Origin of the sequence: Micromonospora sp. NPDC000668, assembly GCF_042897975.1 — a bacterium.
Classification (GTDB): domain Bacteria; phylum Actinomycetota; class Actinomycetes; order Mycobacteriales; family Micromonosporaceae; genus Micromonospora.
The window spans coordinates 2,000,254-2,015,987 of the sequence record NZ_JBIAYP010000001.1 but is presented as its reverse complement, the minus strand read 5'-3'; the positions used below and the strand labels follow the sequence as shown (position 1 = coordinate 2,015,987).

Below are 15,734 nucleotides of genomic sequence, written 5' to 3'. Positions count from 1 at the left end.
GCCCGGTCACATTCCGAACCCGGAAGCTAAGCCCTCCAGCGCCGATGGTACTGCACTCGTGAGGGTGTGGGAGAGTAGGACACCGCCGGACAATCATTCCAGGAAGGGTCACCCGTACAGGGTGGCCCTTCCTGCGTTTTCTATGCGTCAGGGCCACCCCCACTGGGGGTGGCCCTGACGCATATCCACCCAAGGAAAACGGAGTCGGTCAGTTCCGGGTCTGCATGTCCGCGCGGAGGTTGCGCAGCAGGCCCCCGGCGTCGGTGACCGACCGTCCAGGGAACATGGCCATCACGACGCTGCCGTGGTCGGCCCAGCCGCACACCGCGAAGTCGCCGCCCTCGCCGCTGGTGCTGCCGCACTTCATCACGCCGCCCAGCTCGCCCGCGGGCACCTCGCGCAGGCCGGTCACCGCGCCGGTCTCGTCGGACATCAGGCCGAAGAGGCTGTCCAGGTCGCGCTCCGGCTGCCAGAGCAGGGTGGTGCCCCCGAAGACGAGCACCGACCGCTTGTCGTCGGCCGGGTCGCGGTAGACGGTGCCGAAGCTGCGGTCGAGCTCGATGTCGGCGGCGAGGCCGCTGCGCAGGTAGTCCGCAGTGCTCTTCGCCCGCTCGCTGTCGTCACGGGTCAGGCCCGCCACCTGATCGGGCGAGGTCAGCTGGGTGTCCTTCTGCTGTGCCACCCGCCATCCGCTGACACCCAGCACGCCCGCACCCGCCAGGCCGACGACCAGTGCGACGGTCCAGCCGATCCGGCGGCGCCGGGACCACCCACCCTGCGGCTCGTCGGGGTCGCCGCCGGTATCCCGGGTGCTCAGCTGGATCGGCTCGTCGGTCAGCTCGACCGGCTCGCGACCGTCGTCGAGCGGGCGCTCAGTGAGATGTGCGTCGGACATAGCCGACACCGTACGCGAATGGCAGGTGGTGCACGCCGGGTCCGCCGAAGCCCTCCGTAGACTTTCCAGGGTGACCGACAGACTCGATGCCCGACGCCCCGACGCCCCCACCCTGGCCGGCCAGTACCAGCCCGGCGAGGTAGAGCAGCGACGGTACGAGCAGTGGGTAGCCGCCGGGCACTTCCGGGCCTCCGCGGACAGCGACAAGCCGCCCTTCACGATCGTCATCCCGCCGCCGAACGTCACCGGTTCGCTGCACATGGGCCACGCGTTCGAGCACACGCTGATGGACGCGCTGACCCGGCGTAAGCGCATGCAGGGCTTCGAGGCGCTCTGGCTGCCCGGCATGGACCATGCGGGCATCGCCACCCAGAACCTGGTCGAGCGTCAGCTCGCCGGCGAAGGCCTGTCCCGGCACGACCTCGGCCGGGAGAAGTTCGTCGAGCGGGTCTGGCAGTGGAAGGCCGAGTCCGGTGGGGCGATCCTCGGTCAGATGCGGCGCCTCGGTGACTCGGTCGACTGGGACCGGGAGCGCTTCACCATGGACGAGGGCCTGACCCGCGCCGTCCAGACGATCTTCAAGAAGCTCTTCGACGAGGGCTTGATCTACCGGGCCAACCGGATCATCAACTGGTGCCCGCGCTGTCTGACCGCGCTCTCCGACATCGAGGTCGAGCACACCGACGACGACGGTGAGCTGATCTCCATCCGGTACAGCGACGAGGTCGTGGTGGCCACCACCCGGGCCGAGACGATGCTGGGCGACACCGCCGTGGCGGTGCACCCGGACGACGAGCGGTACCAGCACCTGATCGGCACGGAGGTCGAGCTGCCGTTGACCGGTCGTCGCATCCCGATCGTCGCCGACGCGCACGTCGACCCGTCCTTCGGCACTGGCATGGTCAAGGTGACCCCCGCGCACGACCCGAACGACTTCGAGATCGGCCAGCGGCACGACCTGCCCGCGCTGACCGTGATGGACGAGCGCGGCGTGATCACCGTGCCCGGCCCGTTCGAAGGGCTGGACCGGTTCGAGGCGCGGCCCGCGATCGTGGCGGCGCTGCGCGAGCAGGGCCGGATCGTGGCCGAGAAGCGGCCGTACGTGCACGCGGTCGGGCACTGCTCGCGGTGCAAGACGACCGTCGAGCCGCGGCTGTCGTTGCAGTGGTTCGTCAACACCGCGCCACTGGCCCAGGCCGCCGGCGACGCGGTGCGCGACGGTCGGGTCCGCATTGAGCCGGCCGAGCTGGCCAAGCGCTACTTCGCCTGGGTCGACAACATGCACGACTGGTGCATCTCCCGACAGCTGTGGTGGGGGCACCGGATCCCGGTCTGGTACGGCCCGCAGGGCGAGATCGTCTGCGTCGGCCCCGGCGAGCAGCCGCCGACCGGGGACGGCTGGCGGCAGGACGAGGACGTGCTGGACACGTGGTTCTCCAGCGCGCTCTGGCCGTTCTCCACCCTCGGCTGGCCGGAGCAGACCCCGGACCTGGCCAAGTTCTACCCGACCAGCGTCCTGGTCACCGGCTACGACATCCTCTTCTTCTGGGTCGCCCGGATGATGATGTTCGGCCTGTACGCGATGGACGGCCGGCAGCCGTTCGACGTGGTGGCCCTGCACGGCATGGTCCGCGACGAGCACGGCAAGAAGATGTCCAAGTCGTTCGGCAACGTGGTCGACCCGCTGGACTGGATCGACCGGTTCGGTGCCGACGCGACCCGGTTCACCCTGGCCCGCGGTGCGAACCCCGGCCAGGACGTCCCGGTCAGTGAGGAGTGGTGTCAGGGCTCGCGCAACTTCTGCAACAAGCTCTGGAACGCCACCCGGTTCGCCCTGATGAACGGCGCGCACACCTCGGGCGACCTGCCCGCCGCCGAGCGGCTCTCCACCGTCGACCGGTGGATCCTGTCCCGGCTGGCGCACGTCACCGCCGAGGTTGACGAGCAGTTCGAGGCGTACGAGTTCGCCAAGGTGTGCGACCTGCTCTACCACTTCGCGTGGGACGACGTCTGCGACTGGTACGTCGAGCTGAGCAAGTCGGTGCTCGCCGAGGGCGGTAAGCGGGCCGAGAACACCCGGCGGGTGCTCGGGCACGTGCTGGACCAGCTGCTGCGGCTGCTGCACCCGGTCATCCCGTTCGTCACCGAGGAGCTGTGGCTCGCGCTGACCGGCGGCGAGACGGTGCAGCGGGCCGCCTGGCCGGTGGCCGACCGTTCGCTGATCGACGACGCCGCCGAGGCGGAGCTGGCCGGCGTGCAGCGGGTGATCACCGAGATTCGCCGGTTCCGTTCCGACCAGGGGCTGCGCCCGACCCAGCGGGTGGCCGCCCGGCTGGACGGGTTGGCGGGGGCCGGTATCGCCGCCCACGAGCCGCTGATCCGCTCGCTGGCCCGGCTGGACCCGGTCGCCGAGGACTTCCAGGCCAGCGCCACGCTGGCCATGCCCGGGGCGGTTGGTGTCGCGTTGGACACTCGGGGGTCGATCGACGTGGCCGCCGAGCGGGCCCGGCTGACCAAGGACCGCGCGGCGGCCGAGAAGGAGGTCGCGCAGGCCCGGGCGAAGCTCGACAACCCGGCCTTCATCGGCAAGGCCCCCGAGCCGGTGGTCGCGAAGATCCGCGACCGGCTCGCCACCGCCGAGGCCGACCTGGTCCGGATCGACGCTGCTCTGGAGACGCTTTCCTCGTGACCGACCGTACCGATTTCGCCACCGTCGAGGCCGAGCTGGCCGCTCGCGGCTTCACCCGCATGGTCTTCGAGCTGGACCGGATCGAGTCTCTGCTCGACCTGCTCGGCAGCCCGCAGCGGGCGTACCCGGCCATCCACCTGACCGGCACCAACGGCAAGACCTCCACCGCGCGAATGATCGACTCGCTGCTTCGGGCGTTCGGGCTGCACACCGGCCGGTACACGAGCCCGCACCTGGAGACGGTCCGGGAACGGATCAGCCTGGACGGCGAGCCGGTCAGCGAGGAGCGCTTCGCCGCCGTCTACCGGGAGATCCGGCCGCTGGCAGAGCTGGTCGACGCCGGGTCGGACGAGCCGCTGACGTACTTCGACATGACCACCGCGCTGGCGTTCGCCACGTTCGCCGACGCGCCGGTCGACATCGCGGTGGTCGAGGTGGGCCTCGGCGGCGCCGAGGACGCCACGAACGTCATCCAGGCCGGGGTCTGCGTGATCACGCCGATCGGCCTGGACCACACCGAATGGCTCGGCGACACGCTTCAGGACATCGCGCTGGCCAAGGCCGGCATCATCCACCAGGGCGCCACCGTGATCGCGGCGGCGCAGGAGGAGGAGGCGGCGCGTCCCCTCCTCGAACGGTGCGCCGAGGTGGGCGCCACCCTCGCCCGGGAGGGTGCCGAGTTCGGCGTGCTGGGCCGGTCCCTCGCGGTCGGCGGCCAGGTGCTCACCCTGCAGGGGCTCGGCGGCATCTACGAGGACGTGTTCATCCCGCTGCACGGCGCGCACCAGGCGCAGAACGCCGCGGTGGCGCTCGCCGCGGTGGAGGCGTTCCTGGGCGCCGGGACCACGCGGCAACTGGACGTCGAGGTGGTCCGGGAGGGCTTCGCCGAGGCCAGCTCCCCGGGTCGGCTGGAGCGGGTCCGGAACGCCCCCACCGTCTTGCTGGACGGCGCGCACAACCCGCACGGCATGGCCGCCACCGTCAAGGCGTTGCAGGAGGAGTTTGCCTTCAGCAAGCTGGTGGCGGTCGTCGGCGTGCTCGCCGACAAGGACGCGTCCAGCCTGTTGGAGCTGCTGGAGCCGGTGGTCGATCTGGTGGTGGTCACCCGCAACACTTCGCCGCGGGCGATGCCGACGGCGGAACTCGCCGCGCTGGCCGGCGAGATCTTCGGCGAGGAGCGGGTCGAGGTGGCCGAGGAGATGCCGGACGCGATTGAGCTGGCGGTGGCGCTGGCCGAGGAGGACGTCCCCGGTGAGCTCAGCGGGGTCGGGGTGCTGGTCACCGGGTCGGTGGTGACGGTGGCCGACGCACGTCGGTTGCTGAAGCGATGATCGGCCCGGAGCGGGACCCCCGGACCGCAGAGCACTCGACAGCGGACCAGCCTGCGTCCGGCGCGCCGGTGGACCAGCCCGAGGCCGAGGCGCCGGCGGACCAGCCGGTGGCCGGGCAGCCGCGGCGGTCCGGGCTGCGCAACCCGGAGGGGGCGGTACGCGGCCTGGGTGCCGGGACGCTCAGCCTGGAAGCGCTGGTGCTGGTGCTGGCCATCCAGCCGATCCGGGTGGTCGGCGGTGACCTGAGCGGCACCGCGATCGGCGCCGTGGTTGCCCTGGCGGTGGTCGCCGTCCTGCTTGCCGGCATGATGCGCCGTCCGTGGGCCTGGCACGCCGGCACCGTGCTCCAGGGCCTGCTGCTGTTGTCCGGCCTGCTGCACTGGTCGCTGTTCGCGCTGGGCGTCATCTTCGCCCTGGTCTGGGCGTACGCGCTGCACGTCCGCCGGGTCATCCTCGGCTGAAGCCCGACCCGGACAGCCGCGCCCGTGCCGTGTCGGCTCAGGCGTCGGCGCGTTCGCGCCACTGGGTGAGGGCGATGCCGTGGCCGTCCGGATCGCGGAACGCCGCCGCCCACACCTCCAGCTTGGTGCCTCGGTTGACCACCCGGGGCGCGTACGTGAAGCGGACGCCCGAGCCGCGCAGCCGCCCGTACGCCGCCTCGATGTCGTCGACCTCAAGGTTGACGTGCACCAGCCGGCGGCTGATGGGCGCCGCCCCGGTCACCTCGCGCAGCACCAGCCGGGTCGTGCCGGAGGCGAGCACCGCGTTGCCGGCGCCCTGGTCGACCTCGGTGAAGCCGAGCACGTCGCGGTAGAAGCCGAGCGACCGGGACAGGTCGGTGACCAGCAGGGTGAGGCCCACCCCGCTGATCGGGGCGGCCGAATCGGCGGCGGTCGTCGCGTCGTACCCGAAGATCGCCTCGTCCAACTCCTCGGCGGTGACGGTCTCGCGTGCCGCTCCGGGCGGGGTGGGATCGTCCAGCGGCAGGTCGAGCGGGTCCAGTGGGTCCGTCACGAACGGGCCGGACCGCTGCGCGGGAGGCGGGTCGAAGCGTTGCGCGGCAGGCGGGTCGGAACGCTCCTCGGCCGGCGGGGGCGGATCGTCCGCCGGCTGGTCGAAGCGGTCGGTGTCGGGCTGGTCGAACTGCTCCTCGGCGGGCGGACGCGGCGCGGGGGTGGCCCGCCGGGGCAGCCCGCCGCCGGTCTGCTGCTCGACCAGGACCCCCTCCAGCACCACCGGGCCACCCGGGCTCTGGTGCACCACCACCGGCTCGCGCTCTTCGGGTGCGACGCCGAGATCGTCGCGCAGCGGGTCGGAGTCGAGCGGGCTGCGGAACGGGTCGCCGCCGCGCGGATCGCGGAAGTCGTCCCGGAAGTCGTCGTCGGGCGCGCGGTCGGCCCACGGGGGCGCGTCCTGCTGGATCAGCACCTCGTCCAAGGCCTCGGCGTCGGCGAACTCCGGCGGCAGGTCCGCGACGGCCGCCGCGGTCTCGGCGTGGGTCAGCACCTCGTCCCAGAGGACCTTGACGTGCCGCTGGTCGTCCAGCGCAACCCGGATCGGGAGGGTCTGGCCCAGCGACGGCCACTTGGAGACCGGCACCCGCGGCTCGATGATCTTCTTGGATCGGGGCGGCAGCCCGGGCGCGTCGATCACCAGTTGCAGCTCGCAGCGGCCGAACGCGTACTGGGTGGGTGGTTCGGAAGCGCTGTGCACATGCCCGACACCGACCACCCAGGTGCGCCCGCCGCCGCGCACGGTGGCCAACGCGATCGCCAGCACCAACAAGGCGACGCCGAGCGCCACGATGGCCCAACTGGTCATGCCCAGCCCGAAGAGGACGACGAACGTGGCCACGGTGCCCAGCACCGTGCCGATCAGCTTGCGTACCGGCGCGATGGGTCGGTTCCCGCCATTCGCCACAGTGGACCTCCCGGGGGTCAGGGCCAGGCTAGGCCGGATCGGCCACCGGGGGGAAGACCGGCCGCCGCGCCGGCGCCGGGACCGGGTCGCTAGGCTGACCGTACCGACCCCGAGCGTTCAGCGCGTACAGGAGGAACCCAGCGTGTCCAGCAACAGCGCGGATGAGCGCAGCCTCGTTCTGATCAAGCCCGACGCGGTCCGCCGAGGCCTGGTCGGCGAGGTCCTCTCCCGCTTTGAGCGCAAGGGGCTGCGGATCGACGCGATGGTGCACCGGACGATGGACGCGGCACTCGCCGACGAGCACTACTCCGAGCACGTCGACAAGGCGTTCTACCCGCCGTTGAAGGACTTCATGACCGGCGGCCCGCTGGTGGCCCTGGTGCTCTCCGGCGACCAGGTCATCGAGGTGGTCCGCGGGCTGGTCGGCGCGACCGACGGGCGTAAGGCCGTCGCCGGCACCATCCGCGGCGACCTGTCGCTGTCCAACCGGGAGAACCTGGTGCACGCCTCCGACTCTCCGGACAGCGCCAAGCGCGAGATCGCGCTCTGGTTCCCCGAGCTGGGCTGACGCGTCCTCGCCGGGTCCGGCTGACGGCATCGGCTGACGGTGCCGGGGGCTCAGTCGAGCGGCGGTAGCTTCGCCGGATTGCCGACCACGTAGATCCCGGTGATCCGCCCGTCGGCCGCGGTGACCGTCAGCGTGTACCGGCTGCCGTCCGCGCGGGTCATCAGGGCGGCGGGTTCCCCGTTCAGCTCCAGGTGGCGCGCCGCCCAGCTGTGGCGCGGGCCGTAGATCCCGGCGAAGAACCGGGCGATCCGATCCGCTCCGCTGATCGGCCTGCGGGCGGCCGACACCCGGCCGCCACCGTCGGTCCAGGCCGTGGCGTCCGCGGCGACCAGGCCGGTGAGCGTCGCCAGGTCACCGTCCCGGGCGGCGGCCAGGAACGCGTCCAGCAACCGTTCCCGCTCGGACCGGCTGGCGGTGAACCGTCGTTGCTCCTGGTGCACCCGGGCGGTCGCGCGGTGGTGCAGTTGCCGGCAGTCCGCAGGGGTCCGATCCAGGATTTCCGCGATCTCGGCGTACGGCATCTCGAAGGCGGTGTGCAGGACGTACACCGCGCGCTCCGGCGGGGTGAGCCGTTCCAGCACGTGCAGTAGCGCGGTGGACAGCGAGTCGCGTAGCTCCGCGCGGTCCAACGGCCCGAACGGCGAGGGCGCGGTGGGCACCGGCTCGGGCAGCCACGTCCCGACGTACGTCTCACGCCTGGCCTGCCGCGTCCGCAGCCGGTCCAGGGCCAGCCGGGTGACCACCCGGGACAGGTACCGGCGCGGCTCGTCCACCGCTGACCGGTCCACGCCCAGCCAGCGCAGGTACGCCTCCTGGAGCACGTCCTCCGCGTCGTCCCGGCTGCCGAGGAGGCGATAGGCGAGCCCGAGCAGCATGGGCCGGTGCGCCTCGAGCGCACCGGCCGCCTCTGCCGCCTCGGTCGTCACACCTGTGCCGGAGGCTCCAGCTGCATCGTCACCGCGATCCGATTCCACACGTTGATTGTGGCAATCGCGATGACCAGGTCGGCCAGTTCCTTCTCCGACCAGACCTTCGCGGCGGTGTCCCACACCTCATCCGGCACCCCGTGCTCGCCGAGCCGGGTGACCGCGTCGGTGAGCGCCAGTGCCGCACGCTCCCGCTCGTCGAAGAACGTCGCCTCCCGCCAGGCGGCCACCGCGAACAGCCGCCGGCTCGACTCGCCTGCGGCGAGCGCGTCCCGGCTGTGCATGTCGACGCAGAACGCACACCCGTTGAGGATCGACGCCCGCAGCTTGACCAGCTCCAGCACGGTGTGGTCGACGTTCGTCTGGACGTACTTCTCCATCCCCATGACGGCCTTGTACGCCTGGGGTACCAGCTCGGCCGGGTTCATCCGTGGCACGACTACCTCCCTGATCGGTTCGACACCGTCACGACGGGTGGGCCGGGGTGTGCCGTGACAGTGGGCCGCTGTGACCCCGGTCATGCCGTCCGGAACGGGTCGGGGAAGAGGTCAGCCGCGGGTCGCCGGGGCGGTGTCCGCCAGCACCTCGCGTGGGCGGGGGATCAGCTCGGCCGCGGGGACCCCGGCGGTGTCACCTGTCGTACCGCCCGCACCGGCTTTGTCGCCGCTGTCGCGCGGGCCGCGCCGGGTCACCCGGGCGGCCAGCCGGCGGCCCACCTCGATCATGGGTAGCTCGACCCACCGGTAGAGCACGTCGGCGATGAGCAGCGCCACCACCACGGCACCCAGGAAGAGGCCGGTGCTGCGATGCCCCATGGTGGGCAGCAGTCCGATCGCCGCCCGCGCCGCGATGGACTGGACCAGGTACATCGAGTACGACCGCTCGCCGATGAAGACCAGCGGACGAAGCCCCAACCCGCGGGCGAGCACACTGCGCGAGAGCAGGGCAGGCAGCAGCAGCGCCGCCGCGGCGGCGTAGGTGCCGATCAGCGCCTCCTGGCCGAACCGGGTCGGCCAGTACTGCACGGCCACCTGGAACGCGATGAAGACCACGATCACCACGGTGGCCGTCGCCGGGTGGGTCAGCGGCCGGACCACCGCGAAGCCTCGGGGGTGGTGCATGACCACCGCGGTCAGGCAGCCGAGCAGGATCGCCACATAGTGGATCGGCCAGCTCAGCCAGGCGATGTCCGGCGGGATCAGCGCGATGAAGAGCACGATCAGGCCGGCCGTGACGGCCAGCCGGCGGCGGAACGCGGCGGTCACCAGGACGAACGCGATGGCCGGCCAGAACAGGTAGAACTTCTGCTCGATCCCGATGGTCCAGGAGTGCAGGTACGGCGCGCTGGCCGGCAGGAGTTCGTTGAGGAACAGCAGGTAGTACTTCATCAGGCGTTCGATCGAGTCGGCGCTGCCGCTGAGCCGGGCCAGCCCCCAGCTCAGGAAGAGCACCAGCAGGTAGACCGGCATGATCCGGAAGAACCGCCGCAGGTAGAACGCGCGCAGCGAGACCTTGCCGTACCGGTGCTCCTCACGCAGCAGCAGCGTCGTGATGAGGAAGCCGGAGAGCACGAAGAACAGGTGTACGCCGATCCAGCCGGTCAGCCACTTCCAGGACGGACCTCCGTAGTGGAAGGCGAAGACCATGATGGCGGCCACTGCCCGCAGCCCGTCCAGGGCGGGGAATCGACGCATGGCCTGGAACTCGTCGTACCGAAGCGAACGCACCGGCGAAGTTTGCGTGAGCGCGCCAGCCGGGTCAAGCCGGCCGGACAACCGGGGTTCCCGCTCTCGTCACCCGGACCGCCGGTCGCGGCCATCTCCGACCGGTAGACCGACGGGGTCAACCCATCATCGGGAGGAAGCATGACCGAGCTTGATCGACGTACCCTGCTGCGGGCCGGCCTGGTGGCCGGGGCCGGAGTCGCCGGCGGCGGCCTGCTGGGCGGTGCCGGGGCGAACGCGGCGCCGGCCTGGCGCCCGGCGGGGCGCCCGGTGCTCACCCATGGTGTGCAGAGCGGCGACGTGACCGCGGACTCGGCGCTGGTCTGGACCCGGGCCGACCGGCCGGGTCGGATGCTGGTCGAGGTGAGTCGCCGGCCGGACTTCCGGGGCGCGCGGCAGCTGCGTGGGCCGGTGCTGGCCCCGACCGGTGACTTTACCGGCAAGGTCCGGCTGCGGGGTCTGCCGGACGCCGAGCGGCTGCACTACCGGGTCCGGGTGGAGAGCCTGGAGCGGCACGGGCTGGTCAGCGAGCCGCTGACCGGGTCGCTGACCACCGCGCCGGGTCGGCACCGGCGGCGCGACGTGCGGTTCGTCTGGACCGGGGACGTCGTCGGGCAGGGCTGGGGGATCGCCCCGGACTTCGGCGGGATGTCGATCTTCAAGGCGATGCGGGAGACCCGGCCGGACTTCTTCCTGTGCAGCGGTGACACCGTGTACGCCGACGGCCCGCTGGTCGAGTCGGTGACGCTGCCCGACGGGCAGATCTGGCGCAACCTGGTGACCCCGGAGAAGAGCAAGGTCGCCGAGACGCTGGCCGAGTACCGGGGACAGTTCGCGTACAACCTGCTCGACGAGCACCTGCGGGCGTTCGCCGCGACGGTGCCGCAGATCAACCAGTGGGACGACCACGAGGTCCTCAACAACTGGTACCCGGGGGAGATCCTGGACGACCCCCGCTACACCGAGCAGCGGGTGGACGTGCTGGCCGCCCGGGCCCGTCAGGCGTTCAACGAGTGGCTGCCGGTGCCGGTCGACGGGCCGATGTACCGGCGGCTGTCGTACGGGCCGCTGCTGGACGTGTTCGTGCTGGACATGCGGACCTACAAGGACGCGAACGACGGCAACACGTACGCCGACCCGAAGCGCGGCCTGCTCGGCCGCGAGCAGCGGGAGTGGCTGATCCGGGAACTGAAGCGGTCCCGGGCGACCTGGAAGGTGATCGCCAACGACCTGCCGATCGGGGTGGTCGTGCCGGACGGTCCGGGCGCGCAGGAGGGTGTCGCGCAGGGCGACCCGGGCGCGCCGGCCGGGCGTGAGCTGGAGTTCGCCGAGGTGCTGCGGGCCACCCACCGGGCCGGGGTGACCGGCATGGTCTTCCTCACCGCCGACGTGCACTACACCGCCGCGCACCACTACGACCCGTCGCGCGCGGCGGTCGGCGACTTCACCCCGTTCTGGGAGTTCGTCTCCGGGCCGGCGCACGCCGGCGCGTTCGGTCCGAACGCGCTGGACGGCACGTTCGGGCCGCAGGCGGCCTTCGTGCACGCACCGCCGCGCGCCAACACCTCGCCGGCGGAGGGCTTCCAGCACTTCGGTGAGGTCTTCATCGACGGGGAGTCGGCCGCCCTCACGGTGCACCTCCGCGACCGCGACGGCGCCGCCCTGTGGAGCACCACCCTCCCGGCACCCTGACCCGAGCACGGTGATCATGAGGTTGGCGGGCGTGCGCAGTTCGCGCGCCCGCCAACCTCCTGGTCGGCCCTGGGGTTAGAGGGTGTCGAGGGATGCTCGGCGGCGGGACTCGGCCTCGAAGAGCTTGAGCAGGGTGGCGGCGAGCAGGGCGTAGGCGACCGCGATGGCCAGCTCGACCGCGAGCTGGGGTGCGGCGGCCCGGAAACCCTCGCCGGCGACCAGCCGGCGGGCCGCCTCCGCGGCGTGGGTGATCGGCAGCAGCTCGCCGGTGACCCGCATCCAGGCCGGTAGCCCGGCGGCGGGCACGTTCACCCCGGTCAGCAGGAGTAGTAGCGCGATCGAGACGTTGGAGACCAGCCAGACGTCCCGGAACCGCAGCCCGATCGCGCCCAACGTCAGGCCGAAGAAGCCGCAGGCCAGCGCCGCGACCGCCAGGGTCAGCAGCAGCCCCGGCAGCGCGTCGACCGGCACCCGCAGGCCGAGCAGCAGCGACGCGGCGGTCAGCGTGGTCACCGCGATCAGCAGGCCGTTCGCCGCGTACGGCAGGACCCGGCCGAGGAAGACCGCGGTACGGCTGCGCGGCGAGAGCAGCACGTGCCCGAGGGTGCCGAAGCGCCGCTCGTTGGAGACCGCCATCGTGCCGCCGAACACGCACGCCAGGGAGGCCGCCAGCACCGCGTTGCCGGTGATGTAGAAGCTGTCGTCGGCGACCCCGAGCTGCCGTCCCAGATAGGCGAAGAAGAGCAGTTGGAACAGCGGGCCGACGAGCAGCGTGCCGACGAACATCGCAGGGGTGGTCCAGTTGAACAGGGCCCGGTAGGCGATCACGCCACCGATGCCGACCAGGCGGAGCAGTGCGGTCATCGTCGCCTCCTCAGGCCAGAGCGAGCGTGGCCGCCGCGCGGGCCCGCCGCTCGACGTGGGTCATCATGATCGCGCCGAGCGCCAGGCAGGCCAGGCTGATCGCCAGGCAGACGCCGAGCGACGGCCAGACCGGCCCGCTGCCGGTGGCCGCCTCGCGGACCGCACGCGCTCCCCAGGTGGTGGGCAGCACGGCTGCGATCGGGCCGGTCCAACCGGGCAGCGCGGTGATCGGCACGAGCATCCCGGAGACCAGCCAGATCGGGTACTCCAGCGTGTTGGCCAGCGCGTTGGCGTTGCGTAGCAGCACGAACGTGGAGGCGAGCAGCAGGCCGAACATGCCGAGCCCGATGATGCAGCCGGGCACCGCGACCGCGAACGCCAACGGGCGGGCGAAGGACAGCGGAATGCCGTACAGCAGCCGACCCCAGGCCAGCGTGGCGAGCATGGCGTACGTGCCGGTGAGCGCGGTGGCCAGCGTGATCGGCAGCACCACCAGGGCGGGCGGCCGGGGCGCCAACATGATCATCTCCAGGGTTCCCTGCCACCGCTGGTTCTGGATGGCGCCACCGGAACCGAACAGCACCGACGACCAGATGCCCATCAGCCCCGCTCCGACAGCGGCCTCCAACAGTCGGCCCGGCTCCCCGCCGGCCCGGAACAGGTAGACGGCCAGGGTCGCCTGCACCACCGGCACGATCAGCGCGGTGGCGATCTCGAACGGCGACCGGCTGAGCTGCTTGGCGTGCAACAGCGCACCGACCGCGATCATCCGCAGCGTCCTCACCCGGCCACCGCCTCGAACGCACGGGCCTGCGCGTCGACCCGGTTCACGATCGCCACGTACGCGTCCTCCAGGGTGGGCTGCCGCGCGGTGACCCGGCCCAGCCTGACCCCGTCCAGCGCGCGCAACACGTCCGCCTGCACGTCCACCCCCGCGTCGGACTGCACGGTCAGCACCTGCGCCGCACCGGTGACGGCCACGCTCGCCTCGCGTACCCCGGGCAGGGCGTGGATCACGGCGAGCTGGGTGTCGCCCACCCCGTACGCCTCCACCTCCAGCACCTGCCGGCCGTCGGCGTGGTGCCGCAGCTCCGCCGGGGTGCCGAGGGCCTGGATGGTGCCGTTCGCGATCACCGCGATCCGGCCGCACAGCTCGTCCGCCTCGGCCATGTAGTGCGTGGTGAGCAGCACGGTGGTGCCGGTGGCGGCCAGCTCGGCGACGGTCTGCCGCAGCTCCCGGGCGGCCACCGGGTCCACCCCGATCGACGGCTCGTCGAGGAAGAGCACGCTCGGCCGGTGCAGCAGGCCCCGGGCGATGTGCAGCCGCTGCCGCATGCCCCGGGAGTAACCCTCCACCCGGTCGTTCTCCCGGCCGGTCAGCCGGACCAGGTCGAGAAGCTCGGCGATCCGCCGCTGCTGCTCCCGCCCCGGCACGCCGTACAGCTCGGCGAAGTAGCGCAGGTTGTCCCGTGCGGAGAGCCGGTCGTAGAGCCCCCGGTCACCGCCGAAGACGTACCCGATCCGCCGGCGCACCTCGCGGGTCTGCCGGACCACGTCGAAGCCGCAGATCCGGGCCTCGCCGGCGGTCGGGATGAGCAGCGTGTTCAGCAGCTTGATGGTCGTCGTCTTGCCAGCGCCGTTCGGTCCGAGCAGGCCGAACAGCTCCCCGTTGCCGACCGTCAGGTCGACGCCGCGGACCGCCTCGACCTCCCGGCGCTGTGGTCGTAACCATCCGGTGCGGCTGCGGTACGTGCGGCGCAGCCCGACCGCCTCGATCGCGTGTTCGCTCATGGCCCGCAGGCTAGGAGCGGTCGGGACGGCGGGAAACGAATTCGGATCCGGCCGAATGCTCAGGCCGAGGCGGTCACCGGCTCGTCGCCGATCAACTGCACCAGGGCCACGCCGGCTGGTTCCAGGCCGTACAGCACCCGCCGGCCGACCCGCCGGCGGTGCACCACGCCGGCGGTGAGCAACGCGGAGAGCTGCTCCGAGACGGTGCTCGGGGCCAGCCCCAGGGTGGCCGCGAGGCCGGCTGTGGTCGCCGGCCGGGTCAGCGCCCGCAACACCTGGGCACGCCCCCGCCCGACCAGCACCGCCAGCCGGTCGACCGCCGGCCCGGTCGGGGCAGCCGGGGCGGGCGCGCCATCGGCGAGCAGCGCCGCGCCACGCGCCTGGTAGGAGACGGCGACGATCTCCGGGTGGTCGGTGGAGCAGGCGAGCGCTCCCCGGGAGAAAATCAGCGGGATCAGCAGCAGTCGCTTGTCGACCGCCTCGAAATGCTGTTCCAGCGGCTTCACCAGGGTCAGCACCGGCCTGTCCCAGCGCACCCGCTCGTGCAGGTCGGCCAGTAGCGCGTCCGGGCCGTGCGCGGCGAGTGCCCGTGCCCGGTGCAGCACCTCCTCGTCCAGCGTCGCCCGCATCGCCGGCCACCAGTGCGCGATAGCCGCGTCCCAGTACGCCTCGATACCGTCCGCCAACCGGTCCAGGGCGGCCTGCCGGTCCGTGACGAACGGGCTGAGCCACCCGGGCAGGTCGTCGGCCCGGTGGTAGCGGGGGATCTGGTCGGCGATCACCTCCGGCGGCGTCGCGCGCAGCTCGGCGAGCTGCTCGGCCAGGGTCGGCGTGGCCGACGTGGGAATCGGGCTGAGGAAGTCCGGTGCGCGCGAGCCGATGGCCAGCAGCCGGACCGGGGCGGTCGCCGGCACCTCGGCCAGCACCCGCCGGGCGTGCCGCGCCCAACCGGTGTACGGCCAGGGCGCCTCGCCCGGGTTGCGGTGCAGCACGTACAGGCTGGTCATCACCTCCCACAGCGGGCTGGTGGCGATCCGGGTGCGAGCCAGCGTGGGCTCGTCCAACTCGATCCGGATCACCCGGCCAGCCTAGGCGGCGGTCGGCGGGCGGGATCCGGCGGCGGCGCGCCGGCGGGCGGGATTACTCGGCGGCGCGCCGGTGGGCGGGTCGAGTATCGTTGTGCACCGTAAGGCGATGACCCGGCCATCACCGGTGAGCCTCCGGAAGAACAGCCGGGCAACCGGCCCAGTAGAACCGGACGGGTCCGGCCCGTCACAGCCGGCCAATGAGCGGGCGGTCGATCCTGACCGCCAAGCGGGGTGGTACCGCGGGCC

The 15,734-nt window shown here is 72.2% G+C and carries 14 protein-coding genes and 1 rRNA gene; 6 read left to right on the top strand and 9 right to left on the bottom strand.

Annotated features, from left to right (window positions below; all coding sequences use genetic code 11):
* Positions 1 to 91: ribosomal RNA gene (gene rrf / locus ACFY29_RS09410) — 5S ribosomal RNA — on the top strand; the annotation flags it as partial.
* Between the two features lie 117 nt (positions 92 to 208).
* Here rrf and ACFY29_RS09405 read toward each other — a convergent pair.
* Complete coding sequence (locus ACFY29_RS09405) at positions 209 to 895, bottom strand: hypothetical protein (RefSeq protein WP_386984565.1); 687 nt, start codon at positions 893 to 895, stop codon at positions 209 to 211.
* A 70-nt stretch (positions 896 to 965) separates the two neighbouring features.
* Between ACFY29_RS09405 and ACFY29_RS09400 the strand changes: the two genes are divergently transcribed.
* From ACFY29_RS09400 to ACFY29_RS09390, 3 genes are read left to right on the top strand one after another with little or no spacing between them, the layout of a single operon-like run.
* Positions 966 to 3,584 carry a valine--tRNA ligase gene (locus ACFY29_RS09400; RefSeq protein ID WP_386984563.1) on the top strand — a complete coding sequence of 873 codons (2,619 nt, stop codon included), beginning with the start codon at positions 966 to 968 and terminating at the stop codon, positions 3,582 to 3,584.
* Entirely contained in the window at positions 3,581 to 4,915 is a 1,335-nt protein-coding gene (locus tag ACFY29_RS09395; RefSeq protein WP_328419472.1) for a folylpolyglutamate synthase/dihydrofolate synthase family protein, read from the top strand. The genes ACFY29_RS09400 and ACFY29_RS09395 overlap by 4 nt, the downstream gene beginning before the upstream one ends.
* Positions 4,912 to 5,376 (top strand): DUF4233 domain-containing protein, encoded by a 465-nt coding sequence (locus ACFY29_RS09390; RefSeq protein ID WP_386984561.1) that lies wholly within the window; start codon positions 4,912 to 4,914, stop codon positions 5,374 to 5,376. The genes ACFY29_RS09395 and ACFY29_RS09390 overlap by 4 nt, the downstream gene beginning before the upstream one ends.
* Positions 5,377 to 5,413: 37 nt before the next feature.
* Here ACFY29_RS09390 and ACFY29_RS09385 read toward each other — a convergent pair whose 3' ends face one another.
* A complete protein-coding gene (locus ACFY29_RS09385; RefSeq protein ID WP_386984559.1) occupies positions 5,414 to 6,835 on the bottom strand; it encodes a VOC family protein in 1,422 nt (473 codons plus the stop codon).
* A gap of 142 nt (positions 6,836 to 6,977) precedes the next feature.
* Between ACFY29_RS09385 and ndk the strand changes: the two genes are divergently transcribed.
* Entirely contained in the window at positions 6,978 to 7,403 is a 426-nt protein-coding gene (gene ndk, locus ACFY29_RS09380; RefSeq protein WP_328419466.1) for a nucleoside-diphosphate kinase, read from the top strand.
* 50 nt (positions 7,404 to 7,453) lie between these two features.
* On the opposite strand, the gene sigJ is transcribed toward ndk, so the two are convergent.
* From sigJ to ACFY29_RS09365, 3 genes are all read right to left on the bottom strand, one after another.
* The gene (sigJ, locus tag ACFY29_RS09375; RefSeq protein ID WP_355609207.1) at positions 7,454 to 8,329 is read right to left on the bottom strand and encodes an RNA polymerase sigma factor SigJ; all 876 of its coding nucleotides are present in this window, start codon (positions 8,327 to 8,329) and stop codon (positions 7,454 to 7,456) included.
* Entirely contained in the window at positions 8,326 to 8,757 is a 432-nt protein-coding gene (locus ACFY29_RS09370) for a carboxymuconolactone decarboxylase family protein (RefSeq protein ID WP_355609233.1), read from the bottom strand. The genes sigJ and ACFY29_RS09370 overlap by 4 nt, the downstream gene beginning before the upstream one ends.
* 120 nt (positions 8,758 to 8,877) lie before the next feature.
* Positions 8,878 to 10,056, bottom strand: coding sequence for an acyltransferase family protein (locus ACFY29_RS09365; protein WP_386984557.1), 1,179 nt, complete (start codon positions 10,054 to 10,056; stop codon positions 8,878 to 8,880).
* A gap of 138 nt (positions 10,057 to 10,194) precedes the next feature.
* On the opposite strand from ACFY29_RS09365, the gene ACFY29_RS09360 reads away from it, so the two are divergent.
* Entirely contained in the window at positions 10,195 to 11,745 is a 1,551-nt protein-coding gene (locus ACFY29_RS09360; protein WP_386984555.1) for an alkaline phosphatase D family protein, read from the top strand.
* A 75-nt stretch (positions 11,746 to 11,820) separates the two neighbouring features.
* On the opposite strand, the gene ACFY29_RS09355 is transcribed toward ACFY29_RS09360, so the two are convergent.
* The 4 genes from ACFY29_RS09355 to ACFY29_RS09340 are packed head-to-tail and all read right to left on the bottom strand — an operon-like array spanning position 11,821 to position 15,479.
* Complete coding sequence (locus ACFY29_RS09355) at positions 11,821 to 12,609, bottom strand: ABC transporter permease (protein ID WP_355609200.1); 789 nt, start codon at positions 12,607 to 12,609, stop codon at positions 11,821 to 11,823.
* A gap of 10 nt (positions 12,610 to 12,619) precedes the next feature.
* The gene (locus ACFY29_RS09350; RefSeq protein WP_386984553.1) at positions 12,620 to 13,393 is read right to left on the bottom strand and encodes an ABC transporter permease; all 774 of its coding nucleotides are present in this window, start codon (positions 13,391 to 13,393) and stop codon (positions 12,620 to 12,622) included.
* The gene (locus ACFY29_RS09345) at positions 13,390 to 14,400 is read right to left on the bottom strand and encodes an ATP-binding cassette domain-containing protein (RefSeq protein WP_386984551.1); all 1,011 of its coding nucleotides are present in this window, start codon (positions 14,398 to 14,400) and stop codon (positions 13,390 to 13,392) included. Before ACFY29_RS09345 ends, ACFY29_RS09350 begins: the two co-directional genes overlap by 4 nt.
* 59 nt (positions 14,401 to 14,459) lie before the next feature.
* Positions 14,460 to 15,479, bottom strand: a complete 1,020-nt coding sequence (locus tag ACFY29_RS09340; protein ID WP_386984549.1) for an ArsR family transcriptional regulator — start codon at positions 15,477 to 15,479, stop codon at positions 14,460 to 14,462.
* Between the last annotated feature and the right edge of the window lie 255 nt (positions 15,480 to 15,734).

What these genes read in the sequence shown, in the direction of transcription:
- ACFY29_RS09405 (WP_386984565.1), bottom strand. Translation starts at nt 895, where the DNA reads ATGTCCGACGCACATCTCACTGAGCGCCCGCTCGACGACGGTCGCGAG.
- ACFY29_RS09390 (WP_386984561.1), top strand. Translation starts at nt 4,912, where the DNA reads ATGATCGGCCCGGAGCGGGACCCCCGGACCGCAGAGCACTCGACAGCG.
- ACFY29_RS09370 (WP_355609233.1), bottom strand. Translation starts at nt 8,757, where the DNA reads ATGAACCCGGCCGAGCTGGTACCCCAGGCGTACAAGGCCGTCATGGGG.
- ACFY29_RS09360 (WP_386984555.1), top strand. Translation starts at nt 10,195, where the DNA reads ATGACCGAGCTTGATCGACGTACCCTGCTGCGGGCCGGCCTGGTGGCC.
- ACFY29_RS09355 (WP_355609200.1), bottom strand. Translation starts at nt 12,609, where the DNA reads ATGACCGCACTGCTCCGCCTGGTCGGCATCGGTGGCGTGATCGCCTAC.
- ACFY29_RS09345 (WP_386984551.1), bottom strand. Translation starts at nt 14,400, where the DNA reads ATGAGCGAACACGCGATCGAGGCGGTCGGGCTGCGCCGCACGTACCGC.